Source organism: Mycobacterium sp. MMS18-G62 (genome assembly GCF_053877835.1).
In genome coordinates this window covers 5,709,620-5,732,822 of the sequence record NZ_CM132662.1, presented here as the reverse complement: position 1 = coordinate 5,732,822, position 23,203 = coordinate 5,709,620, and the positions used below count along the sequence as shown (strand labels likewise).

General features: G+C 64.5%; 24 protein-coding genes. 15 read left to right on the top strand and 9 right to left on the bottom strand.

The genetic code is table 11. The features are described 5' to 3' along the window. The first annotated feature begins 8 nt into the window (after positions 1 to 8). From ACWW36_RS28570 to ACWW36_RS28545, 6 genes are read left to right on the top strand one after another with little or no spacing between them, the layout of a single operon-like run. Positions 9 to 1,289 carry an MCE family protein gene (locus ACWW36_RS28570; protein WP_456139272.1) on the top strand — a complete coding sequence of 427 codons (1,281 nt, stop codon included), beginning with the start codon at positions 9 to 11 and terminating at the stop codon, positions 1,287 to 1,289. After that, positions 1,286 to 2,317 carry an MCE family protein gene (locus tag ACWW36_RS28565; RefSeq protein ID WP_456139271.1) on the top strand — a complete coding sequence of 344 codons (1,032 nt, stop codon included), beginning with the start codon at positions 1,286 to 1,288 and terminating at the stop codon, positions 2,315 to 2,317. The genes ACWW36_RS28570 and ACWW36_RS28565 overlap by 4 nt, the downstream gene beginning before the upstream one ends. Continuing rightward, positions 2,317 to 3,411 (top strand): MCE family protein, encoded by a 1,095-nt coding sequence (locus tag ACWW36_RS28560; protein ID WP_456139270.1) that lies wholly within the window; start codon positions 2,317 to 2,319, stop codon positions 3,409 to 3,411. Before ACWW36_RS28565 ends, ACWW36_RS28560 begins: the two co-directional genes overlap by 1 nt. Beyond that, the gene (locus ACWW36_RS28555; RefSeq protein WP_456139269.1) at positions 3,408 to 4,883 is read left to right on the top strand and encodes an MCE family protein; all 1,476 of its coding nucleotides are present in this window, start codon (positions 3,408 to 3,410) and stop codon (positions 4,881 to 4,883) included. The genes ACWW36_RS28560 and ACWW36_RS28555 overlap by 4 nt, the downstream gene beginning before the upstream one ends. After that, positions 4,883 to 6,196, top strand: a complete 1,314-nt coding sequence (locus tag ACWW36_RS28550) for an MCE family protein (protein ID WP_456142661.1) — start codon at positions 4,883 to 4,885, stop codon at positions 6,194 to 6,196. Before ACWW36_RS28555 ends, ACWW36_RS28550 begins: the two co-directional genes overlap by 1 nt. Further along, positions 6,196 to 7,890 (top strand): MCE family protein, encoded by a 1,695-nt coding sequence (locus tag ACWW36_RS28545; protein ID WP_456139268.1) that lies wholly within the window; start codon positions 6,196 to 6,198, stop codon positions 7,888 to 7,890. The genes ACWW36_RS28550 and ACWW36_RS28545 overlap by 1 nt, the downstream gene beginning before the upstream one ends. A gap of 16 nt (positions 7,891 to 7,906) precedes the next feature. Here the strand turns inward: ACWW36_RS28545 and ACWW36_RS28540 are convergent, their stop codons facing one another. After that, positions 7,907 to 8,470, bottom strand: a complete 564-nt coding sequence (locus ACWW36_RS28540; RefSeq protein WP_456139267.1) for an Rv2253/PknI dimerization domain-containing protein — start codon at positions 8,468 to 8,470, stop codon at positions 7,907 to 7,909. A 79-nt stretch (positions 8,471 to 8,549) separates the two neighbouring features. Between ACWW36_RS28540 and ACWW36_RS28535 the strand changes: the two genes are divergently transcribed. Further along, positions 8,550 to 8,933: a hypothetical protein gene (locus ACWW36_RS28535; protein WP_456139266.1), complete on the top strand. Its 384-nt coding sequence runs from the start codon at positions 8,550 to 8,552 to the stop codon at positions 8,931 to 8,933. A gap of 37 nt (positions 8,934 to 8,970) precedes the next feature. Here ACWW36_RS28535 and ACWW36_RS28530 read toward each other — a convergent pair whose 3' ends face one another. Further along, positions 8,971 to 10,251: a cytochrome P450 gene (locus ACWW36_RS28530; RefSeq protein WP_456139265.1), complete on the bottom strand. Its 1,281-nt coding sequence runs from the start codon at positions 10,249 to 10,251 to the stop codon at positions 8,971 to 8,973. 129 nt (positions 10,252 to 10,380) lie between these two features. On the opposite strand from ACWW36_RS28530, the gene ACWW36_RS28525 reads away from it, so the two are divergent. Beyond that, on the top strand, positions 10,381 to 11,028 hold the full coding sequence (locus ACWW36_RS28525; protein WP_456139264.1) for a TetR/AcrR family transcriptional regulator: 648 nt from the start codon (positions 10,381 to 10,383) through the stop codon (positions 11,026 to 11,028). Here ACWW36_RS28525 and ACWW36_RS28520 read toward each other — a convergent pair. From ACWW36_RS28520 to ACWW36_RS28510, 3 genes are read right to left on the bottom strand one after another with little or no spacing between them, the layout of a single operon-like run. Beyond that, the gene (locus ACWW36_RS28520) at positions 10,994 to 11,437 is read right to left on the bottom strand and encodes a hypothetical protein (protein WP_456139263.1); all 444 of its coding nucleotides are present in this window, start codon (positions 11,435 to 11,437) and stop codon (positions 10,994 to 10,996) included. The two genes, ACWW36_RS28525 and ACWW36_RS28520, sit on opposite strands and share 35 nt — an antisense overlap. A gap of 54 nt (positions 11,438 to 11,491) precedes the next feature. Beyond that, on the bottom strand, positions 11,492 to 12,637 hold the full coding sequence (locus tag ACWW36_RS28515; protein ID WP_456139262.1) for a thiolase family protein: 1,146 nt from the start codon (positions 12,635 to 12,637) through the stop codon (positions 11,492 to 11,494). Positions 12,638 to 12,651: 14 nt separating this feature from the next. Beyond that, the gene (locus tag ACWW36_RS28510; RefSeq protein ID WP_456139261.1) at positions 12,652 to 13,065 is read right to left on the bottom strand and encodes a Zn-ribbon domain-containing OB-fold protein; all 414 of its coding nucleotides are present in this window, start codon (positions 13,063 to 13,065) and stop codon (positions 12,652 to 12,654) included. Between the two features lie 134 nt (positions 13,066 to 13,199). Here ACWW36_RS28510 and ACWW36_RS28505 point away from each other — a divergent pair, with 134 nt between their 5' ends. Together ACWW36_RS28505 and tpx are read left to right on the top strand one after the other, a co-directional pair. Next, complete coding sequence (locus tag ACWW36_RS28505; RefSeq protein ID WP_456139260.1) at positions 13,200 to 13,682, top strand: SRPBCC family protein; 483 nt, start codon at positions 13,200 to 13,202, stop codon at positions 13,680 to 13,682. A 57-nt stretch (positions 13,683 to 13,739) separates the two neighbouring features. Further along, positions 13,740 to 14,231 carry a thiol peroxidase gene (gene tpx / locus ACWW36_RS28500; protein ID WP_456139259.1) on the top strand — a complete coding sequence of 164 codons (492 nt, stop codon included), beginning with the start codon at positions 13,740 to 13,742 and terminating at the stop codon, positions 14,229 to 14,231. Here the strand turns inward: tpx and ACWW36_RS28495 are convergent. Further along, the gene (locus tag ACWW36_RS28495; protein ID WP_456139258.1) at positions 14,204 to 14,779 is read right to left on the bottom strand and encodes a TetR/AcrR family transcriptional regulator; all 576 of its coding nucleotides are present in this window, start codon (positions 14,777 to 14,779) and stop codon (positions 14,204 to 14,206) included. The two genes, tpx and ACWW36_RS28495, sit on opposite strands and share 28 nt — an antisense overlap. 139 nt (positions 14,780 to 14,918) lie before the next feature. Between ACWW36_RS28495 and ACWW36_RS28490 the strand changes: the two genes are divergently transcribed. The 4 genes from ACWW36_RS28490 to ACWW36_RS28475 are packed head-to-tail and all read left to right on the top strand — an operon-like array spanning position 14,919 to position 17,689. Next, positions 14,919 to 15,344, top strand: a complete 426-nt coding sequence (locus ACWW36_RS28490; protein ID WP_456139257.1) for a nuclear transport factor 2 family protein — start codon at positions 14,919 to 14,921, stop codon at positions 15,342 to 15,344. Further along, on the top strand, positions 15,341 to 16,144 hold the full coding sequence (locus tag ACWW36_RS28485) for an SDR family NAD(P)-dependent oxidoreductase (protein ID WP_456139256.1): 804 nt from the start codon (positions 15,341 to 15,343) through the stop codon (positions 16,142 to 16,144). The genes ACWW36_RS28490 and ACWW36_RS28485 overlap by 4 nt, the downstream gene beginning before the upstream one ends. A 1-nt stretch (position 16,145) precedes the next feature. Then, positions 16,146 to 17,171 (top strand): zinc-binding dehydrogenase, encoded by a 1,026-nt coding sequence (locus ACWW36_RS28480; protein WP_456139255.1) that lies wholly within the window; start codon positions 16,146 to 16,148, stop codon positions 17,169 to 17,171. Then, entirely contained in the window at positions 17,168 to 17,689 is a 522-nt protein-coding gene (locus ACWW36_RS28475; RefSeq protein ID WP_456139254.1) for a VOC family protein, read from the top strand. The genes ACWW36_RS28480 and ACWW36_RS28475 overlap by 4 nt, the downstream gene beginning before the upstream one ends. Positions 17,690 to 17,708: 19 nt before the next feature. Here the strand turns inward: ACWW36_RS28475 and ACWW36_RS28470 are convergent, their stop codons facing one another. Next, a complete protein-coding gene (locus tag ACWW36_RS28470) occupies positions 17,709 to 20,330 on the bottom strand; it encodes a LuxR C-terminal-related transcriptional regulator (protein ID WP_456139253.1) in 2,622 nt (873 codons plus the stop codon). A gap of 88 nt (positions 20,331 to 20,418) precedes the next feature. Beyond that, the gene (locus ACWW36_RS28465; protein ID WP_456139252.1) at positions 20,419 to 20,616 is read right to left on the bottom strand and encodes a hypothetical protein; all 198 of its coding nucleotides are present in this window, start codon (positions 20,614 to 20,616) and stop codon (positions 20,419 to 20,421) included. A 218-nt stretch (positions 20,617 to 20,834) separates the two neighbouring features. On the opposite strand from ACWW36_RS28465, the gene ACWW36_RS28460 reads away from it, so the two are divergent. Then, positions 20,835 to 22,379: a PE family protein gene (locus tag ACWW36_RS28460; protein ID WP_456139251.1), complete on the top strand. Its 1,545-nt coding sequence runs from the start codon at positions 20,835 to 20,837 to the stop codon at positions 22,377 to 22,379. 36 nt (positions 22,380 to 22,415) lie between these two features. Here ACWW36_RS28460 and ACWW36_RS28455 read toward each other — a convergent pair whose 3' ends face one another. Next, entirely contained in the window at positions 22,416 to 23,132 is a 717-nt protein-coding gene (locus tag ACWW36_RS28455) for an enoyl-CoA hydratase/isomerase family protein (RefSeq protein WP_456139250.1), read from the bottom strand. Between the last annotated feature and the right edge of the window lie 71 nt (positions 23,133 to 23,203).

Sequence of the window (23,203 nt, the reverse complement as noted above, 5' to 3'; positions counted from 1 at the left end):
AGTAAAAGTTGACGCGAAACCTTGGGCCCGGTCCGGCGCACCGCTCGGAGACCACTAGCGGCGCAACGCCTGTCGGCGGGCGTCCGGGCCGGCATTTCGGGACGAGTGGCTACGTGCGGCCGCTGGCCGGCCTGGGAACCGTTGTGGCGATCGCCGCGATAGTCGTACTTGCTGTCTCGCTCTTCCGGGGCAGCTTTACCCCAACCACTGCGGTCACGGTGATTTCGGACCGGGCCGGCTTGGTGATGAATCCCGACGCCAAGGTGAAGATGCGCGGCGTCGAGGTGGGCAAGGTGAGTTCGATCGAGACCCGGCCGGACGGCACCGCTGCGATCCACCTGGCGATGGATCCGAACCAATTGCATCTCATACCGTCCAACGTCGCGGTCGACATCGCTTCCACGACCGTGTTCGGTGCGAAGTCGGTGCAGCTCGAAGCGCCGCCGAACCCATCTCCGCAGAGATTGCATGCGGGACAGGTGATTCAGAGTCAGCATGTGGTGGTCGAAATCAACACCGTCTTCCAGCAACTCGTCGCTGTCCTGGACAAGATCGACCCCGTCAAGCTGAACCAGACCCTCGGTGCAATAGCCAAGGCGTTCAATGGCCGCGGCGAGAAGCTCGGCAAGACTCTGTCGGACTTCAACGCCTTCCTCGCCAAGATCGAACCGAGCCTGCCGAATCTGAGCCACGACATCGAAACCTCTGTGCCGGTGTTCACCGCCTACGCCGATGCGGCGCCCGACCTGATCAAGGCCGTGGACAGCTCGACCACGATCAGTCGCAGCATCGTCGACGAGGAGCAGAACCTTGATGCCTTCCTCGTCAGCTCGATCGGTCTCGCCGACATCGGTAACGACGTGATCGGTGCCAACCGCCAAGCGTTGACGGACACGCTGCACCTGTTCGTGCCAACCACCGACCTATTGAGCAGGTATCACGAAGCACTGGGATGCGGCCTCGGGGGACTCGTTCCTTTCGCGAGGTCGGTGCCACAGTTCTCGAGTGTGCTGGTGTCGGCAGCCATCACCATGGGTGTGGAACGCTATCGCTATCCGCAGGATCTGCCGAAGGTCGCCGCGAAGGGCGGCCCGTACTGCAAGGAACTGGGGCTGCCCGAACTGCCGCCGGAGTTCCGTCCGCCGCTTCTTATCACCGACAGCGGCACCAACCCGGTGAAGTACGGAAACCAGGGCCTCCTGCTCAACTCCGATGCCCTCAAGCAGTGGCTGTTCGGGCCGATCCCCGGGCCGCCCCGCAACACAGGACAGATCGGGCAACCGGGATGAAAACGCGCGCAACAGGGACGCTGATCAAGTTCGCGACATTCGCGGTCGTGATGGTGATGCTGACCGTCTTCCTGTTCGTCATATTTGCACAGGTCAGAACAGGCCCGACGAACGGCTATTCGGCAATATTCGCCGACGCGTCACGGCTGAAACCGGGAGACACCGTGCGGGTCGCCGGTCTCCGGGTGGGCACTGTGCAGGAAGTGTCATTGCGAGGCGACCGCAAGGTGCTTGTGAAGTTCGATGCCGACCGCAACATCCGGTTGACGACCGGCACCAAGGCTGCGATCCGCTATCTCAACCTTGTCGGCGACCGATATCTCGAGCTCGTCGACGGCCCGGGTTCGACGAAGATACTTCCTGTTGGTTCGCAGCTACCCGAGGATCGAACAGCTCCCGCTCTGGACCTCGACCTGCTGCTTGGTGGCCTGAAACCTGTTATCCAGGGCCTGAATCCGAAAGATGTGAACGCGTTGACGGCATCGCTCGTCCAGGTGTTCCAAGGCCAGGGCGGGACTCTGGAATCGCTGTTATCGAATACGTCGTCGTTCTCGAACTCGCTCGCCGACAACAACCAGGTGATCGAGCAGTTGATCGACGACCTGCGGACCGTGCTGGACACCCTGTCGAAGGATGGCGATGACTTCTCGAGCGCGATCAACAGACTCGAGCAACTCCTCAAGGGCCTGTCCAATGACCGGGACTCGATCGGTACCGCCATCGAGCAGTTGGACCGCGGGACCGCCTCGATCGCCGATCTCCTCAGCCAGGCGCGGTCACCGCTCGCGGGCACGGTCGACAGACTGAACAGTCTCGCCACCAACATCGACAACGACAAGGATCGCCTCAACGACAGCATCGGGCGCTTGCCCGAGATTTATCGCAAGCTCGCGCGTGTGGGCTCTTACGGCAGCTTCTTCCCCTACTACATCTGCGGAATCTCCTTCCGCGCCAGCGACCTTCAGGGCCGGACCGTCCAATTTCCCTGGATCAAACAAGAAACGGGAAGGTGCGCGGAGGAGAGCTGATGCTGAGATACCGCGGAACCAAACTCATCAGGGCAGGCTTCATCGGCGTTGTCCTGATCATCCTCGTCATCGCGATCGGGTTACAGCCCGAGCGGCTGCTGCAGTGGGCGACGGCGATCAGATACCAGGCGTTGTTCTCCGAGGCGGGCGGCTTGGTCGTCGGCAACGACGTGACGGTATCGGGCATCAAGGTCGGATCGGTGTCGAGTGTCGAACTCGACAACGGCGACGCGCTGGTCGGCTTCACCATCCAAGGCAAGTACGCCCTCGGGTCGGACACGACGGCCCACATTCGCACGGGAACATTGCTCGGCGAGCGCGTGTTGGCGTTGGACTCGGCGGGCAGTGGCACCCTCGACCCGCACCACGTGATTCCGACGACGCGAACCACGTCGCCGTATTCGCTGACCGACGCAGTCAGCGACCTCACCGCAAATACCGCTGCCACCGACACCGAGAGCCTGAACCAGTCTCTCGACACACTGTCGGCGACGCTCGACCAGATCGCACCGCAGCTGGGCCCGACGTTCGATGGTCTGTCCCGGCTGTCGCAGTCGCTGAACAACCGCAATCAAAGCCTGGCAGAGCTGCTCAAGACCGCGGGCGACGTCACCGGGATCTTGTCCGAACGCAGCCAGCAGATCAACAGCCTGATCCTCAATTCCAGTGATCTCCTCGCGGTGCTCAACGAGCGTCGGCAGGCGATCGTCGGCCTGCTCGCGAACACCTTCGCCGTGTCGCGTCAACTGTCGGGTCTGGTGAAGGACAACGAGAAACAACTGGCGCCCGCGCTCGAGCGACTGAACCGCGTCACCGAGATGCTTGAAAAGAACCGCGACAATATCGCCAAGGCGCTGCCTGGTCTGGCCAAATACGAACTCACCCAAAGCGAGATCGTGGCGAACGGTGCGTACTACAACGCGCTCGTGCCCAACATCCAACCTGCACAGCTTCTGCAGCCGTTCCTCGACTACGCCTTCGGGTTCAGGCGAGGAGTCGATGCCGGCCAGCCACCGGACAACGCCGGACCACGGGCTGAGTTGCCGTTCCCAGTCAACGGAATTCCGCAACCAGGAGACCTTCCGCCGCGATGAACAGAAGAAGACTCGTCACCGTCGCGGCCATCGCCCTGGCCGTCGCCCTCGTCGCAGGCGCACTGTTCTTGGTGCGCCAGGTGTTCTTCGGCCCCCACACGATCACCGCGTACTTCCCAACCGCCACATCGACCTATCCGGGGGACGAGGTGCGCGTCTCGGGCGTGAAGGTTGGCACGATCGATTCGATCACGCCCGAGGGCACGCAGACGAAGATGATCCTCAAAGTCGATAGGGATGTGCCGATTCCGGCCGACGCCAAGGCCGTGATCGTTGCCCAGAACCTCGTTGCGGCCCGCTACGTCCAGCTCACGCCGGCCTACCGGAAGGGCTCCGGACCGACCATGCGAGACGGCGGCGTAATTCCCAGCGACCGCACCGCTGTCCCCATCGAATGGGACGAGGTCAAGGCCCAATTGATGCGCCTGGCAACGGATCTGGGGCCGAAGAGTGACGTATCGGGCACATCCGTCTCCCGGTTCATCGACAGTGCCGCGAACGCCTTGGACGGTAACGGCGCAAAGCTGCGGGAGACGATTGCGCAATTGTCCGGTGCGGCACGAATTTTCGCCGAAGGCAGCGGCAACATCGTCGACATCATCAAGAACCTGCAGACGTTCGTCACGGCGCTGCGTGACAGCAACGAACAAATAGTGCTCTTCCAGAATCGATTGGCCAGCTTGAGCAGCGTCGTGAATGACAACAGGTCAGATCTGGACGCCGCACTGAGCGAACTGCCTGCAGCGATCGCGGACGTGCAGCGGTTCGTCGCCGGCAGCCGGAATCAGACCGCCGAGCAGATCAGAAGCCTGGGTGCCGTTACCCAGACCCTGGTTGATCAACACATGGCGTTTGAGAACATTCTTCACGTTGCGCCTACCGCGATCGCCAACTACGAGAACATCTACTATCCCGCGTCCGGCGGCGTGACCGGTGCGTTCTCACTGGCGAACTTCGCGAACCCGGTTTGGTTCGTCTGCGGTCTAATCGGAGGTATCGAAAACACCACCGCACCTGAGACCGCGAAACTGTGCGAGCAATACCTGGGTCCCGCGTTGCGGCTGCTGAACTTCAACGGCCTGCCGTTGCCGATCAACCCGTACCTGCGGCCTGTACCCAGCCCGGGGAAGCTCCTCTACACCGACCCGAAGCTTGCGCCCGGTGGAGCAGGGCCCGGCGACGCGCCCGAGCCGCCGCCGACGGTGTCGGCCTACACCGGCATGGGCGATGTTCCGCCACCACTTGGCTGGGGAGCCCCGCAGCCTCCGGGGCAGGGCATGTACGGACATGACGAAGTGCCCGCCATCTCGTCACCGGCGTTGTATCCCGGCGCGCCGATTCCGGGGCCGCCCAACATAGTTACCGGAACCGCGCCCACGTTGGACAGCATGCTGCTTCCGCCGACGCCGCCGCCGGGCACTCCACCGCCACCATCCGGTCCACCACTGCCTGCGGAAGCGGGGGCGCCATGATGATCCGCCGGAGTCGTGTGAAGAGTTTGACCGTCTTCGCGTCGTGCGTTGCTCTGACGCTGACGGGCTGCTCCTTCCAGGGGTTGAATTCACTGCCGCTCCCGGGGGCGGTGGGGCGGGGCCCCGATGCGGTCACCTACCACGTCCAGGTACCGAATGTTGCAACGCTGGAGTCGAATTCGCCGGTGATGATCAACGACGTCGTCGTCGGGAGCGTCGGGAAGATGACCGTCCAGGACTGGCACGCGGACGTGGAGATCTCGGTCAAGCCCGACGTGGCCGTGCCTGCCAACGCCGTGGCCACGGTTGGGCAGACCAGCTTGCTGGGATCCATGCACTTGGCGCTCGATCCGCCGATCGGCCAACAGCCAAGTGGCCGACTGCAACCCGGGGCAACGCTCGGGTTGAACCAGTCGTCGACCTTCCCGACGACCGAGCAGACTTTGTCGTCCCTCTCGGCGGTCGTCAACGCCGGTGGGCTCGGTCAACTCGGCGACGTCATCCACAACTTCAGCATCGCGTTGAACGGGCGGGGACCCCAGCTGCGTGAGCTGCTGACCCGGCTCGACAACACCGTCGGAGTGCTTGATCAACAGCGGGACAACATCGTCGCATCCATCCAGCAACTCAATCGAGTCGCCGGCAAGTTCGCCGGCCAACGTGACGTGATCGACCGCGCGCTCAAGGACATCCCGCCCGCATTGGACGTGCTGAACAAGGAGCGGCCTCGTTTTACGACCGCGCTCGAGAAGCTCGGTCAGTTCAGCGATACCACCGCGGGGCTGGTCAATGACGCAGGCCAGGATCTGGTCAAGAACCTCAGCGACCTGGAGCCGGCCCTCAAGGCGTTGGCCGACATCGGACCCGAGATAACCAAGGCGCTCAACTTTGCCCTTGCCTTCCCCTACGGCCCGGCCTTCGCTGACCGGATCACCAAGGGCGACTACATCAACCTGTACGCCGTGTTCGACATCACGTACCCGCGACTGAAGCGGTCGGTATTCCTCGGCACCCGATGGGGCGACGAAGACGCCAAACTCATCCCGGCGCCGGGCGACCCCTGGTACCTCAATTACTCGTACAACCCGCTATCCGTCGGTGTCACGCCGATGCCCGCCGAGGCGGTGCCTCCGCCGTCGGCACCACCTGGCGGGCCGATGCCCCCCGTGACGGTGCCGCTGCTCCCTGTAGCGCCACAGCCCACGTTGCCCGGTGCTGCGCCAGTCAGCACGTCGTCGCAGGTCTTCGCGGGCCCCTATGGTGCTGAGGCGCCGCCGGCTCCGGCCGCACCCGCACCGGGAGGTGGTGGCTGATGCTTACCCGCTTTGTCCGCAACCAATTGATCATCTTCACCATCGCGTCGGTGCTTGGTGTGGCGGTCATGCTTTTCGTCTACATGCAGGTGCCGACGCTGCTCGGTGTTGGCCGTCTGACCGTGAAGCTCGAGTTGCCTGCCTCCGGTGGTCTGTACCGCTTCAGCAACGTCACCTACCGAGGCGTGCAAATTGGCAGAGTGACCGGAGTGGCGCTGACCGAGAACGGGGCCGAGGCAACGATGAGCCTCGACACGTCGCCGAAAATACCTGCGAATTTGGAAGCCGATGTACGCAGCGTTTCGGCCGTGGGTGAACAGTATGTGGATCTTCGCCCACGCACCGACTCCGGCCCCTATCTGCGGGACGGCTCGGTGATCGGTGTCGAGAACACTACGATTCCGCAGCAAGTCGGGCCCATGCTGGACCAGGTCAGCTCACTGGTGAAGAGCATTCCGAAGGAAAGGCTGTCCGATCTGCTCGACGAATCGTTCAAAGCTTTCAACGGCACAGGCGACGATTTCCAATCGCTCGTCGACTCGTCGGCCAGCATCAGCCAATACCTGAACGAGGTGTCCGACCAATCGCGGGGCCTGATCGATGACAGTGGGCCACTTCTGGATTCGCAGGCCAAGACCACTGATGCGATCCGAACGTGGGCGCGAAGTGTGGCCGGGATTTCCGACGAGGTCGCGCGACACGACGCGGACGTGCGCACGATCCTGCAGCGGGGGCCCGGTTTCGCGAACGAGGTTTCCACACTTCTGAATCAGATCAAGCCGACTTTGCCGGTGTTGCTGTCGAACCTCACCACGCTGGGTCAGATCTTCGTCACCTATAACCCATCGCTGGAACAACTCTTGGTCCTCCTACCGGGAACCGTCGCGTTACAGCAGTCTTTCGGGATCATGAAGAACAACCCGTATGGTCTGCCCTTGAGCGACTTCGCGTTCACCATCAGCGATCCGCCGCCGTGCACCGTCGGGTTCCTGCCGCCGTCGCAATGGCGATCACCGGCCGACACCACCACCATCGACACACCAGATGGGTTGTACTGCAAGCTGCCCCAGGATGCACCGATCGGCGTTCGCGGCGCCCGCAACCTCCCATGCATGGGACACCCTGGGAAGCGCGCGCCCACAGTCGAACTGTGCAACGACCCTAAGGGATATCAGCCACTCGCGATCCGCCAGCACTATCTCGGGCCGTATCCGATTGATCCGAATCTGATCGCGCAAGGGATCCCGCCTGACGACCGCGTCGACTTCAACGACCGAATTTACGCGCCCACCGAGGGCACCCCGTTGCCACCGGGAGCGGTACCTCGCGGTACACCGCCGGATCCACTAATGGCTCCGATTACGCCCGCACCGGCGGCGCCGCCATTGCCGCCGCCGCCACCGGGGAATTCCATCAACGGGACGCCGATTCCGCCCGCGCCCGCAGCGGCGGATGTTCCCCCTGCACCGCAGGGGCCGCCTCCAGGGCCCGTCGAGGTGCCACCTGGTGACGGCGCCGTGCCCGCGGCTCCAAGTGCCTTTGGAGGCAACGGATCTGGCGGCCCGTCCGTCGCGTTCGCGCAGTATGACGCGCAAACAGGGGAATACATCGCCCCCGACGGTCAGAAGCAGCGACTGACGAATGCGGTTGCCGGAGCTTCGCCCAAGTCGTGGAAGGACCTTCTGCCGACCTGACCCGCTGGGGAGACGGTTAAGACAGCTGCTCCAGCCGTATCGGCACCTCGATGACAAGTGGCTTGTTGATGCCGCACGCGCCGCTGTCAGCCTGTGTCCTGGTGCGGCCTGCGAGGAGGTCGCGGATCTTGGTGTCGCGCTGGCTGTTGACGGGGTCCCAACCCCAGAACCAGAACCTCTGGATAGCGGAGGCTGAGGTGCCCCCGGCGCCGGTGAAGATCTCCGCGCCCGGGTAGGAGTACGACGCGGGACACGGCTCCCAGTTTTCGACGACGCGTTCGGCGACCCAATAGTCGCCAGTGTTGGTCATCGGGGCGGTCCAACCCTGGTCGCTCGTCACTGTGCCCGTGCACCGAATCGGACTCTCGCAACTCGAGTTGAAGGTCCAGGTTTGAACCTGCGTCTGTTCGTTTATGAAGACCTCGTTGGTCTTCGCCCAGTCGCCGTTCGAAATCATTCGATAGGTGCCGTTGAGCTCGACCCCGTAATTCGAGGCTGACGCCGGCGGTGCCAGGCTTACACTTCCGAACACGGTGACTACCGCCGCCGACACCGCGCCAGCTACCCGAACTCCACGCATAGCTCGTAAGCCTATCGTGGCCGGTAGCAATCCTCTCCAAAAGCGAGAATTTCGTTCCCGCATGTGTGAAAATACGACGGTGCGATCGGCCTTCGCAGTACTTGCTGCCTTGACGACTTCCGCCGCGGTCATCGCCGCACCGCCGGCGGCCGCCGACGATCCGACCGACTGCAACTATCCGTCATGCACGCCCGGCATCATGCCCGGCGTCGTACTGGGTTCCAATTGCGACAACCCCACGTACTACTCGTTCGGTGTGACGTCGTGGGGGCGCTTGGTGTTCTGCGGCTCGCCGAGGCGCTACGAACCACGCTGGTTCCGTTCTCCCGAGATGCACGGCGTCAAGAACGAGGGTGACTTCTGCCCCGCATTGGACGGTGAGGTCGCGCAGGCGCCGGACGGCCTCTTCCTCACCTGTGTGTCCAAGGACGGCAGTAGCCACTGGGAGCGCGGCGACCTCTAGGCCGCGGCAATCAGTCGAAACGTTTGCTTCAAACCCGTTACCCGGCGGGCGTGAATTCGATGTTCAGTTCGGTCAGCCCTCGCAGGATGAACGTCGGCTCGTACGTGTAGCGGCGGTCGTCGATCGGGCCGTGCTTTTCCTCGCTGATTCTGATGTCGGCCATCCGGTCCAAGATGCGCTCGATCGAGACGCGTCCCTCGACACGCGCTAGCGGGGCGCCCGGGCAGGAGTGGATACCGCGGCTGAAGGCGATGTGCTCGCGGACGTTCTTGCGGTCCAGCTCAAACTCGTGCGGATTGTCGAATCGGCGTGGATCGCGGTTCGCGGCGCCCGGACTCACCATCACCGTTGTGCCTGCGGGAACGGGGGTGTCGCCGAGAGTTGTTGTCTTGCGGGCCATCCGGAACACGCTCTTGACCGGACTGTCCATGCGCAGGCTTTCCTCGATGAACACTGGAATGAGGCTGCGGTCGTCGCGCAACTGCTGCTGGATGTCCGGCCGGTCACCGAGCACCCGCAGCGAAGCACCGAGCAATTTCGCGGTCGTCTCCTGGCCCGCGGCGAACAGGAACGTCGCGGTCCGCACCACGTCGAGCACTTCTGGGGTGGAGCCGTCCGGGTATTTCGCGGTGGCGATCGAGGTCAACACATCGTCGCGGGGGGACTCGCGTCGCTCCTCGATGTACTGAGCGAACTTCTCATCCGCCCACGCCAACGGGTTGGTGGCGATGGTTTCATGGTCGAGGGCGCCGATGCGTGAGCCCGGTCGCTCAGCGCCGAACGCCTCCCGGAAATCTTCGTGGTCCTCTTCGGGCACACCCAGCAGATCGGCAACGACCAACAATGAGAACGGCTTTGCGTACGCCGCAAGGAACTCGCACTTGCCGTCGGCGATGAACTCATCGATATGGCGATCGGCCAGCCGCCACATGAAGTCCTCGTTCTCCTTCAGCCGCTTGGGAGTCAGCAGCCGGGAAAGAATGGACCGTGCATCCGTGTGCTGCGGCGGATCCATCGTGACCATGTGCTCGAACATCGGGATTTCGGTGCGGTGTTCCTCGAGCTGGGCACAGATGTCATCGCCCTCGGGCGTGAACGGCATCGGCGTGAACGGGCCCATCACCGCGACGCAGGATGAGTAGTTCTCGCTGTCTTTGTAGACGGCGTTGGCCGCTTCCCAGCCCGTGACGGCAAGCACGCCGTTGTTGATCGGGCAGCACACGGGATCCTTGGCACGGACGTGGTCGTAGTACGGATGAGGGTCGGGCACCAATGACGGATCCGTGAAGTAGTCGACAGAGTCGTAATCGGTGGTCATTTGCGGTGCTTCCTTCCGAATCCCAAAATGTGCTGAGCACCTGCTTAGCATGACGGTAGAGTCATGGTCAAGGTGACATGACCGGCCGCCGTCTAACATCTGCGTCGAGCGTGCGGACAGGGAGGTGACATGGGATCGGCTCGTCGAATCGGAGCGCCGGACGCGAAGAACCGGGGTGTGCTGCTCGATGCGGCCGAGCAACTGCTTCTCGAAGAGGGGTATGCCGCAGTCACCTCCCGGCGAGTCGCCGAAAGGGCCGGACTCAAGCCGCAGCTTGTGCACTACTACTTCCGCACCATGGAAGATCTGTTCTTGGCCGTGTTTCGCCGCAGGGCCGAGGAAGGCCTCGGTGTGCTTGCGACGGCGTTGGCCTCGCCGCAGCCGCTGTGGGCGCTGTGGAGGTTCAGCACGAAGCCGGAAGCCACCCGATTGACCATGGAGTTCGTGGGTCTGGCCAATCATCGAAAGGCCCTGCGGGCCGAAATCGTCTACTACGCCGAACGTTTCCGCGAAGAGCAGAACAAGGCGATTGCGGCCGCCCTGCAACGCTACGGCGTGGAGATCGCCGACGTGCCGCCGGTCGTGTGGACCGTCTTCGCGACGAGCGTGTCGCAGGGTCTGGTGATGGAACAAGCGCTCGGCATCTCCACCGGTCACGCAGAGACATATAAGTACTGCGAGCGGTGGCTGCGCCGATTCGAGGGCGAACCACTCACAGATGCCGAGTTGGAATCCGCGGCGGTTACCAGTTCCGAAGCGAGCAGAGCGCGCCCTTAGGCCCCTGGTTGGTGGCGACGACCACGCCGTCCACCGCGAGTGCACAGTGAATGTTGGGCGTCTTCTGTGTCTCCGGCGCGCTGGCCACCACCATCGCCCACTCATCCGGGTTGGCCAGCGGCACGTCCAAGTTCCACTGCTGGTTCGGGCCGACGTCAGCTTCGATCTTCGGGCTGAACTGATAGGGATTGTGGCTGTAGTCCGCCCAGTTCGGCGGGTCGACGTCGCGGTAGTAGACGACGACGTTGAACGGTGCCTCGGACCACACCGTGTAGTGGACGTTATGGAGCGGGGGAGGCGGCACGTCGTCGTCGGCGTTGGCTGCTGGGGACACCAGGCCCCATATGGTCATTGCCGCCGCGAGCGTCAGCAAGGCATGCGATCTCATCAGACGTCGCGGAAACATCATTTCCGGATTTTAGAAATATGTTTTCGCATTGGGGGCCGAATCGGCAATCCAGCTCTACAGCGACAATATTGTCGCCGACGCGGTGCCCGGTGCGCCATACACCTGTGCCAGCCCCACCCGGGGATCGCCGGGCACCTGCCGGTCGCCTGCCTCGCCGCGCAGTTGGCGCACCAGTTCGTGCACCTGGCGCAAGCCCGATGCTCCGATCGGCTCGCCGTTGGCGATCAGCCCGCCGTCGGTGTTGATCGGCAGCGAACCGTGAATCTCGGTTGCGCCGTCGGCCAGCAGCTTCTCCTGCTCCCCGTCGGCGCATAGTCCGGTCTCGGCCATGTGGATGACCTCGGCGCCGGCGTCGGTGTCCTGCAACTGCGCCAGATCGACGTCCTCAGGACCGATTCCCGCGACCTCATAGGCAGCCTTGGCCGCGTACACGGTCGGGGAGGAGTCCTCGTCCAGTGGCGCCGACGTCGCATGCACTTCATAGGCGCCGAACGTCCGCGTACGGATCTCGGTGGCTCGCACAAAGACTGGCTTATCGGTGAATTTGTGCGCGATGTCGCCGCGGCACATGATCACCGCGGCCGCGCCTTCGTCGGGCGCGCAGAACATGTACTGGGTCAGCGGGTAGTTCAGCACTGCCGAGTTGAGGATTTCTTCCTCGGAAATCGGCTTGCGCCGGAACGCATTCGGGTTCAACTCGCCGTTGCGGAAGTTCTTGGCAGCGACCTTGGCCAGCGTCGCCTGCGAGATGCCGTGTTTGTGGATGTAGTGGTTGGCCTTCATCCCAAAGAATTTCGTGGTCACGAATTGGCCGTTCTCGGCATACCACTGCGGCAGCGCCAGCTTGGCGGGATCGTCGGTGAACGCGCCGCGCGGATGCTTATCCAGCCCGATGGCGATACCGATGTCGTACTTTCCCAACCGGATGGTGTCGGCGGTCTGCTGGATGGCGGTGGCCGAGGTCGCGCATGCGTTGAAGACGTTGGCGAAAGGGATGCCGGTCAAGCCGACCAGCCGCGTCACCGCGTCGGGGTTGGACACCTCATAGCTGCCGCCGAAGCCGAACTGGATGTCCTTCCACTGCACGCCCGCGTCGGCCAGCGCAGCCTGGATCGCGTCGGCGCCCATCTCCATGGCGGTCTTGTCGAACCGGCCGAATGGATGAAGTCCCACGCCGATGATGGCCACGTCGTTCGTCATTTGCGGGATCCTCTCTAGATCGGCTGGAAGGCGAAGGTGATGATGTCGTCGCCCTCGTCGTCGGTGGTGAACGGCACCATGGTCAGCTCGACTTCCTGGCCGAACTTCAGCTTGGCCGGATCGTTCTCGGTCAGCCGGCCCTCGACGCGGATCAGATCGTCGAGTTGGACCAAGCCGACGCCGAACGGAACGAAATCCTTACCCGTCGGGCCTTTGTACGGCGGCCCCGGCGGAAAGCCCTGAGTCGTCCACGCGACGAGCGTTCCGCGGCGGGGGAGCAATACCTCCGACATGTCCGCACCACTGCATTTCGGGCAGCGCTGCTGCACAGGGAACGTCGTCGCCCCGCAGCTGCCGCAGGTGCTTCCTTTTAACTGTGGATTCTCGTCTGGCCACGTCGAGATCTCAGGCGCGAGCGCTTTTGCCATGCCGCTGACCATAACCGGAAATGGCGTTCTCGTCTAGAGAGAACGGACTGGGCAGAGCTGCACCCTCGCGATCGTCTATTGACCGACCAGTCGGTCGGTGAGTATGGTCGTCGCTACCCGCTGGAGGGAGAGTCATGACCAAGAAGAATCTCGACGCGAGTGTCGACATCGACGCCTCGCCCGACAGCGTCTGGAGCGTGATCTCCGACCTGAAGCGGATGCCCGAATGGAGTCCCCAGTGCCGTTGGATGCGGGTGTTGGGAACGCTGCGTGAAGGCGCCTACACGATCAACATGAACCGGCAGGGGCACAAGTTCTGGCCGACGGCCTCGAAGGTCGACCGCTATGAACCGGGCCGGGCGATCGCATTTCGCACGCTGACGAACGACAGCGTTTGGTTGTTCGAAATCACCGCGACCGAAACCGGATCGAAACTCATCGAACGCCGCTTGGTTCCGCAGGACGGCACGTCCTGGTTTTCGAAGACGATCGTCGCGCACATCCTCGGTGGGGAGGACAGCTTCGACGACGAGATGCTCGATGGAATGAAGACGACGCTGGCGAAGATCAAGGCCGCCGTCGAACATCGCACTCACGTGTCAGGTTCGGTGCAGTGATAGGACGGGAGCCGATCCCGTTGTGCGGCCTCTGTGCCGTCCTGACAGACTGAGCGCATGGCGCAGATCACCTTGCGGGGAAATCAAATCAACACAGTCGGCGAATTGCCTGCCGTCGGGTCGCCGGCTCCCGGTTTCACCCTGACCGGCACGGACCTCGGTGAGTTGAGCAGTTCGCAGTTCAGCGGCACTCCCGTGTTGCTCAACATCTTCCCGTCGATCGATACACCTGTTTGTGCGACGAGTGTTCGGACGTTCAACGAGCGCGCGGCCGCGGACGGGGTGGCTGTTCTGTGCATCTCGAAGGATCTGCCATTCGCGCAGAACCGATTCTGCGGCGCGGAGGGAATCGAAAACGTCAAGACGGCATCGGCGTTCCGCGACGGCTTCGGCGAGGACTACGGCGTCACGATCGTCGACGGCCCGATGGCCGGACTGCTTGCCCGGGCCATCGTGGTGATCGGTGCGGACGGAAACGTCGCGTACACGGAGCTGGTGCCCGAGATCGCCCAGGAACCCGACTACGACGCTGCGCTGGCTGCGCTGTAGCCCGCGACGAGGGCGGTGATGTCGCGCCCGACGACCTCGGCGAAGGAGCGCTCTCCATACGCGCCCGCCGCCCAGTGCCTGGCGCCCTCGCTGATCAATGATTGCGCGACGTTCGCCAGGTGAGCCACGTCGACGTGGGCGGGTAGCTTCCCGTCACGCTGTGCACGGCTGAACACTTCCGCAAAGATCACCGAGGTCCTCTCCAGGTGATCATGGCCGGCCAAAGCCTGCCGATAGCCCTCGAGGATCGCCTCGATGAGGAGTTCGGGCGGGTTGGCGCGCATCGTGGTTTCCAGGCTCGTCAGCACCGCGGTGATGACATCCGCGATGTCATAGGGCTTTTCCAAGAGCTCAACGGCCTTGCGATGCGCGGCGTCGGTGGACAAGACGCCAACCTCGAACAACACGTCTTCTTTTCGAGGGAAGTAGAAGTAGAACAACGCCTTCGAGACACCCGCGGCTCGACAGATGTCGGCGACTGTCGTGCCTGCATATCCGTTCGTGCGCCACAACGCCATCGCTGCTTGCACCAGGGCCTGTTTGGTCACGTGCGAACGGGCCTGCTGGAACGACGCCCGACGCTGACCTTGGTCAGCACCCGAGCGGCGTGCTAGCTCACTCACCTGCAAGGCTTTCCCATAGATTTCATAGTTGACCCGAGTCTAACTTATCGAATAGCCTCGCCGTGTGGACGCCGACAAAGAGCAGATCGCCGAGGTGCTGGTCCGCTACGCCACCGGAATCGATTTCAAAGACTGGGCACTGCTGCGCACCTGCTGGACCGAGGACGTCGACGTCGACTACGGCGAAGTCGGCCGGTACTCGGGCGCTGATGCGATCACCGGTTTGATGGAGCAGCTTCACAACGCGATGGGCCCGACCTATCACCGACTGGCCAACTTCGCCATTGCCGTCGATGGTGAGCGCGCGACGGCACGTTCGTACGTCCATGCCGTACTCCAGGCGATCCCGGATGATGCGGCCAGTTGGGTTGAGGCCCTGGGGCATTACGACGACGAGCTGGTCCGGACGTCCGATGGCTGGCGCATTGCCCGTCGCACGACGAGCATCGCGCGGGTGCACGCAGGCGCGGCAGCGGGTTCTCAATCGTGACCGACGACTTCGTGCAGAAGTACGGCCAGTGGGCCGTCATTGCCGGCGCATCCGAGGGCATCGGCGCCTCCCTGGCCGACCAATTGGCCTCGCGTGGACTAGATCTGGTGCTTGTCGCACGCAACGGCGCGCTGCTCGACGAGGTCGCAAGCCGGGCGCGGGAAGCGCACGGGGTGCAGACGCGCGTCGTCGTCCAAGACCTCACCGATCAGAATGCGGGTGCCAACCTGGCCGCGGCCACGGACGACATCGACGTCGGGCTGCTGATCTACAACGCCGGCGCGTCGGACCGGGTGACGAATTTCCTGGATACCGAAGTGGAGTACTCGCTCAAGCAGATCAAGCTCGACTGCATCGGGCCAGTCAGCCTGGTGCACCATTTCGGTAGCGCGATGCGGGAGCGCGGCCGAGGCGGCATCGTGCTGGTCGCATCGCTGGCCTGCCTCGCGGGTTCGGCGACGTTGGCGGTCTATTCGGCGGTCAAGGCGTTTCAGCACAACTTCGCCGAAGGGTTGTGGTCGGAGCTGCGCGCACACGGGGTGGACGTCTGCTGCACCCCGCTCGGCATGACCTACACACCCGCATTTCAGCGTATGGGCATCGAGTACGACCCGGCGATGCACATGCTGTCAGAGGACGTGGCGCGCGAGATCATCGAGAACATCGGCAACGGACCTGTACACGTCGTCGGCGACAACAACCGAGCGGCCGCGTCAGCGATCTGGACCATCGACCGCCGATCGCTGGTGGAGATGATGAGCGCTGCCTCACTGGATTTCGCGTCCAAGACGACCACCTGAGATGCGCGCAGTAGTTCTGCGAGACGGCGCGCTGCACGTTCGCGAAACCGCGGATCCCGTACCCGGATCCGGCCAGCTGCTCCTACGCCCACTGTCTGCCGCGATATGCGCATCGGACGTGCACTACATGGATCATCCGAATTCCGCGCCGCGCTTCGTGTGGGACTCCGATCGAGACACCATCATGGGCCACGAGTTCATCGGCGAGGTGGTCGGTCACGGCCCAGACTGCTCTGATGACTTCCCGATAGGATCCCGCGTCACCAGCCTGCCCCTGCTGATCCGGCACGGCGCCGAACCGCATGTCATCGGACACGATCCCGATGCGCCGGGGGCGTTCGGCGAACTCATGCTCGTGTCGGAAGTGCTTGCGCGCACGGTGCCCGACGGCGTCCCCAACGACGCCGTCGCTGTCGTCGACGCATTCGCGGTGGGGGAGTTCTACGTTCGCAGTTCTGCCATCGGACCTGGCGAATTGCCACTCGTCATCGGCGCGGGCGCGATCGGCTTGTCCGCGGTAGCGGCACTCGCTGCACGCGGCGTCGGCCCGATCATCGTGTCGGACTACAGCGCCGAACGCCTCGAGTTCGCCAAGAAGTTCGGCGCAGACGTCCTGGTGAATCCAGCCGAGCGCTCACCCTACGAGGTGTGGCGGGAAGTGGCCAGAGACAACGGAATTCAGAAGCCGCAGGTGATCTTCGAATGCGTGGGCGCACCCGGCCTGCTTGCGAGCATCATCGAGTCGTGCGAGTTCATGGCACGGCTGTTCGCGGCGGGCGGCTGGCACGGCAGCGACTCGGTGTCGGTCACGGCAGCCACTCACAAGGGCGTCACGATCCAATTCGGCGGCGGCCCGCATCCGGTCGACTGGTACGGGACGCTCGACGCGGTCGTCGAGGGCAGGCTCGACCCACTGCCCAGCATCGGCAAGGTGATCGGCCTCGACGACGTGCCCGCTGCGATCGACCAGGCGCGTAAGTCGCAAGGCCCGCCGCGCGTCGTAGTCCACCCGACGGGAGAAGCATGAGCGTCCTTCCCGGCCCCATTCGTCAGATCGGCTATGTCGTCACCGATCTCGACAAGGCGCTGGCGAGCTGGGTCGAGCTGGGCGTCGGCCCGTGGCTCGTCATCCGCGGCCTGCCGATGAGCGCCCGCTATCGCGGCGAACCTTGCGAGACCACGTTGTCGCTGGCGTTGTCCAACAGCGGCGAGATGCAGATCGAGCTGATCTGCCAGCATGACGACACGCCCAGCATCTTTACCGAGTTCCTCGCGGCCAATGGCCCGGGCTATCACCAGTTGGCTTATTGGGCAGAGGATTTCGACACGACTATGAAAGCCGTCGAGGAGGCCGACTGGCCGGTCGTGTGGTCCGGCGGCGAGGGTTTCGGCGTGCGATTCGCGTATGTCGAGCCGCCGAACAGTCCAGCGACGATCGTCGAGATCTCAGAGCTCACCGAAGCGCAAGCGGCCAGCGCGAAGTTCATCCGCGACACCGCTGCGAATTGGGACGGTACCGATCCCATTCGCGAAATGGGCACCTAGCCCCGACCGCTAGCCCACGTCACGTGTCCGTCGCCGGCGCTCCATTCAACATTGCGATGAGCTGTTCGCGGTTGTTGGCTCCGACCCGTTGCGATGCGCGGAACAGGTGTCCCTCGACGGAGCGGACCGACATGGTGAGTTGGTGGGCGATGTCCTTGTTCGAGAGTCCGCATGCGGCAAGGGAGATGATTTCGCGTTGACGGTCGGTGAACGGTTGAACTGTCATCGCTGCCCGCATTGCGGGGGTTTGGGCTCCTTGGCATTCTGCGGCCAGCCGTCGGGCGATGGCGGAGGCGTTCATCGCGGCGCCTCGTAGTTCGGTTCGTTGGTAGGCGACCACGGCGTGGGCTGCGGCATCGGCGGCGGCGATGCGGTCGCCGAACGCTTCGTACTGGCGGGATGCGTCGAGCAGTGCGTCACCGTCCGTCGCCGCTAGGGCGGCGGCATGGGCGGCAGCGGCGGATGCGCGGGGGCCTTGCACCAGGGCGCTGAGCTCGGCCAGCCTGGTGGCGGTGGTGGGGTCACCGAATTGCGTCGCCGCCTGCAGAAGCACCACCTCCCACGCGGGTCGGCCACGCTCGAATTCCCTGGATGCTGCACTGCTGGTGATCGAGATTGCCTGGGAGACAGCGCCTTCAGCTGCGCATACCCAAGCCTGCGTCATCGACCGTTCACCGTCCGTCATGCTGGCGTCGGGATCTTCGGCCCACCATTCGATGGCATCGAATTCACGGCGTGCGTCGGTGGCTCGTCCGGCCATCGCGGTCACTGTCGCAAGCCACGATCGAGCGAAGGACTTCACTATGCGGCCGCTGTCGCCGGTTCCCAAATAGGCAATGGCTTCTCGCAACGAACGCTGCGCGTGGTCCAGAGCGCCGCGACTCATGGCAGACATGCCGACGAGCAGACTGTGCCACGACTCCTCGAATGGGACGTCGATGGTGTCGCGACGGATCCGGGCGACCACGGCGTCAGAGTCGGTCAATGCACCCGCGAACCGGTAACCATATGCCTGCAGCAGCGCCAGCGGTTGCCGCAAATGCGCTGCTTCTGGAGATTCATTGGCGACCGCGTAGCCTACGTCCGCCAGGGGTCCGATTTCGTCGATGCGCCCGAGGTCGGCGAATCCGGCCACCCGCACCCAAATGGTCAGCATGTGCGCCAGGTCGTGACCGGGGGATTCGGCATCGGCGGTCGAGGCCGCCGCGACCGCGGCCTGGGGGTTGCCGCGCACCAAAGCAATTAGTGCTTTCAACGCTTGTTTCAGGGGCATCACGGCGGGATCGTCGTCGGGCAGCAGCTCGAGTTCGCCTTCGGCGCTTGTCACGTGACCAAGCACGACGGCGAAGTTGATCGCGCGAAGGATGGCGATCTGTGCGCGCACCGGTCCGGATGTTTCGTTGGCTAGCTCGGCCAAGATGGACTCCGCAGCGGCGCCCTGTTCCTGCCACGTCATTGCCATCGCATGCAGGAGTTTGCATTCCGGTCCGCCCCCGGCGCCCACCGCGCGCTCCGCGAGCCGTTCGGCAAGCCTCAGATCCCCGAGCTGCATCGCCGAGCCCGCGGCCGCGAGCAGGTGCTCCGGAGCCGGACTGTGATCGGACCCGATGGCGAGCACGGCATGGCGGACCACGTCTCGGGGATCGGTTGAGCCCCGCTCGGCGAGTGTGGTGGCGAGGCGCCCACGCAGTCGCCGCAACCGCATCGAGTCGGTGCGGACAACCTCGCCAACCAGCGGGTGCGTCAGCCGCACCGTCGCGGGCTCCACGTCGGAGTCGATGGTGACGAGGCCGAGTGTCTCGGCCTCGGCCAGCGCGTCGGCGTCGGCGATGGATTCCAGGACTTCGGACTCCAGTGGCTCGGCGACGGCCAGCGCGGCGAGCACGTCGCAGACGGTCGCGGGCACATCGGCCATCCGGGCTTGGAGTAATTCTTTCAGGGTTGGTGAGAGTTTCGGTTGTCCATCCCACAGCCATACGCCCGAGTGTTGTTTGATCCGTTGCGCTTTCACCTCATTCTCGAGGAGGTGGCGTAAGTACAGCGCATTGCCTTGGGTGTACTGCCACAGGCGGTGTGCGCTAGCGGAGTGGACAGGTCCGTCGAGGACGTGTTCGACGAGTCGGGTGACTTCTGCCAGGGCGAGTGGTTGCAGTTCGAGGCGTTGGAGGTGTTGGTCCTTCCATATCGCGGTGACGGCGTCTGGGGGCGTTTCTCCGGAGCGAATGGTCAAGATGACGGTGGCCAGTCGGCGGGTGACGAGTTGGTGCACGGTGAACGCGGACAGCTCGTCGAGCAGGTGGGCGTCGTCGACGCCGAGGATCACCTCGCCGGCTACTTTGTCGCCGACGAGTCCGTCGATGACTTCGCGTACGCGACGGAGCGGGTCGGGGCCGAAATCGCTCGCGACGGAGGCGAACGCGCCCAGTGGGATGGTGCGTCCGGATGCGGTACCGACGATCCATTGCCGCCGCGCGGTGCGCGGCCCGCAGGCGTGGACGGCTTCGCGGGCTACTCGGGTCTTGCCGACGCCGGCATTGCCGGACAGCACGATGCCGCGGGCGCGATCACCGGGTGCGCGAGTGGCCTCGGCGATGATCGCGAGTTCCTCCGATCGCCCAACCAGGGGCCACTGGCGGATCACTGGCAAATTCTAACCGCCCGGCGGTGCGCCACTCGGTCATCGGGCAAACACCGGCGCCAAGTACCGGTGTGCCGTGCAGCGAACGCGGTCAGCTCGAGGTTTCGCGGGACGCCGTGCGCAGCTTCGCGTATGCCACCTGCATGAACGTCGGGAGCGCGTCGAGTTCTACGCCAACGCAGTCGGCGATGACCTCGTCGGCGATCCCCGCATTGCGTAACCGCAACGCGGTCGCATACGGCAGTGGCAACTGCTCGAGGGGGCGGTCCCGTTGCGCGTCACTGGCCACGGTCCAAGCGTGCCGCTGACGCCGTCGAATGACTGGGGTAATTCGCTACCCCAATACCAAATCCGGTGGCGAACTCCCGTGGTGGCGTAGGCCGTCGGGTGCACTGGGGTATCGCACTACCCCAGCCATGGGGTCCTAGGAGCCTTACGTTCTCAAATAGTTCCTCGCAAGTACTCAGTGACCTGTCAGCGAATCGCGGGTTCAGGGAAGGGTTGATCATGGACAAGCATGGCAAGCAGTCCCAAGGCCAAAAGCGGGTTCTTGCGTCGACCGTGACCATCGGAGCGCTGGCCGCGACAGGCGTCGCGTTGGCGATTGGGCAGCACGGCACGCCGACGCCGCCACGACTCGTCAGCGCCACGGTGGTGTTGGCGGATCAATCGAGCCCATTGCCGACCGATCGAATCGCAGCCTCGTGCGCCTCCACGGACATCCTCTGCTCATTGGCCGGCGCGAGGGGTGCCGACCGCTCGTTCGCCCCGGCGGCCGTTCGCACGGGCGGGGCCGCGGCGTTGACCAGCCTTGATGTGCTGGTCATCCGCTTGGTGTCGTTGCCTGGCGAGATCCTGGCCAACCCGCTCAACGCGGTCGGGCCGGGTGGCTGGCTCATCGGCGACGCCATCAGGCCCGGTGCGAACGGCGGCATCCTCATCGGCAACGGCGCGAGCGGCCGGACGCCGGGCCAAAACGGCGGACTCGGTGGCCTGCTCATCGGGAACGGCGGCGACGGCGTCGACGGCGGGATCGGCCAAGACGGCGGCAACGGCGGATCCGCCTTCCTCTACGGTCACGGCGGCAAGGGCGGCAACGGCGGCGACGCCGACCCGCTGATCGGCGTCGCGGGTAATGGTGGTAACGGCGGCAGCACGTATATCGGCAGGGGCGGCGATGGAGGCAACGGCGGCGACGCCGGCAACATCGTCCTCGTCAACGGCGAGCGCGTGGACAACTCGCTGTCAGTCCCTGCGACCGGCGGCAACGGCGGCAACGGCGGGAACAGCTTCTGGGGCACCTTCGGCGGCCCCGGTGTCGCCGGCGGCGGCAATGGCGGTAACGGCGGCAGTGCCGCCACCACCAATGGTGACGCCAGGGCCGGGGACGGCGGCGACGGTGGTAATGGCGTGATGGGCAACACCGGCAACAACGGCGGCAATGGGGGCAACGGTGGCGTCACCGCAGTGACGACCTCGGTCGGCTCCACGGCCTATGGCGGCAGCGGCGGCGACGGCGGCATCGGCGGCATCGGCGGTAACGGTGGCGACGGCAGCCACAGTGTCGGTAGTTTTGCCGGCGACGCGGTCGGCGGCAACGGCGGTAATGGCGGACTCGCCGGGGTCGGCAAGGGCGGCGACGGCGGCGACGCCAACAGCGCCACAGGAGATTTCGCGACCGGCGTGTTCGCGGACGGGAACGCAACCGGCGGCACCGGGGGCAGTGGCGGTAACGGTGGCAACTTCGGGAGTGGCGACGGTGGCACCGGCGGCAGCGGCGGCAAGGCCGGCGCGGGCGGCTTTACCGGTGCCAGTGGCATCACCAATCCCGTTGCCAATGGCGGCGACGGCGGCGCTGGCGGCAACGGTGGGTCCAACGGTGGCGCCGGAGGCAACGGCGGTAAGGGCGGCGACGCCTTGAACCCTGTGCGCGGGCAGGCGTTCGGCGGTGACGGCGGTGACGGCGGTACCCCAGGCGGTGCTGGCGGGGCGGGCGGTACTGCAACCGGCACTGCTGGCAGCGCGAACGGCAGCGCCGGCAGCAACGGCTAGACCGTTCTGCTGGAATGCATTTCGGCGGCGGTCAGCTCACTTGCTGCGCTTCATCACCTTGTCGGCGGCGGCCCAGTGCTCGTCCGACACCCACAGTCGTGCGAAGGCAGCGACGGCTTCCGTCGTCGGCACCCCGCGCATCACACGTTTGATCTCTCCCGCCGGGCGCTTGGCCAGCAGGCGGGTGACGGTGCGCCAGCCCTCGTCGAACGAGTCCCGCGGAAACACTTTGTCCACCAAGCCGATTCGCTCGGCTTCGGCGGCGTCGAGCACCGTGCCGGTGCCCGCCAGCAAGAGTGCCTTGCTGTAACCGACCAGTGCGACCAGCCGCTCGGCGCCGCCCCATGCGGGCATGATCTCCAGCGCCACCTGGTTGAAGCCGATCTTGATGTCGTCTGCGGCCAGTCGAATGTCGGCCGCCACCGCGAATTCGGCGCCGCCGCCGAGGGCATGACCGTTGAGCACCGCGATGGTGGGTGTCGGAAAGCTCGCGATCCGATCGCAGATGGAGCGCATCTGGAAGGCCATCGCCGCGGCTTCATGCTCGGTGCGCAGGGCAGCCAGTTCCTTCAGGTCGCCGCCTGAGACAAAGGCGCGATCGCCCGCACCTTTGACGACGAGTGCGCTCGCGCCTTCCGCGCCGTCGAGCGCCTTCTCCAGCTGGCCCATCGTCTCAAGCGAGATGGCGTTGCGGGCGTGTGGCCGATCGATGGTGACGATCGCCAAACCCTCGTCGAACTCAAGGTCCACCATCAAGCGTTCTCCGTCTGCGGTATTGGCATTCTCAGTTACGGAGAATAGCATCGCGTTCGAACCGGAGGTGC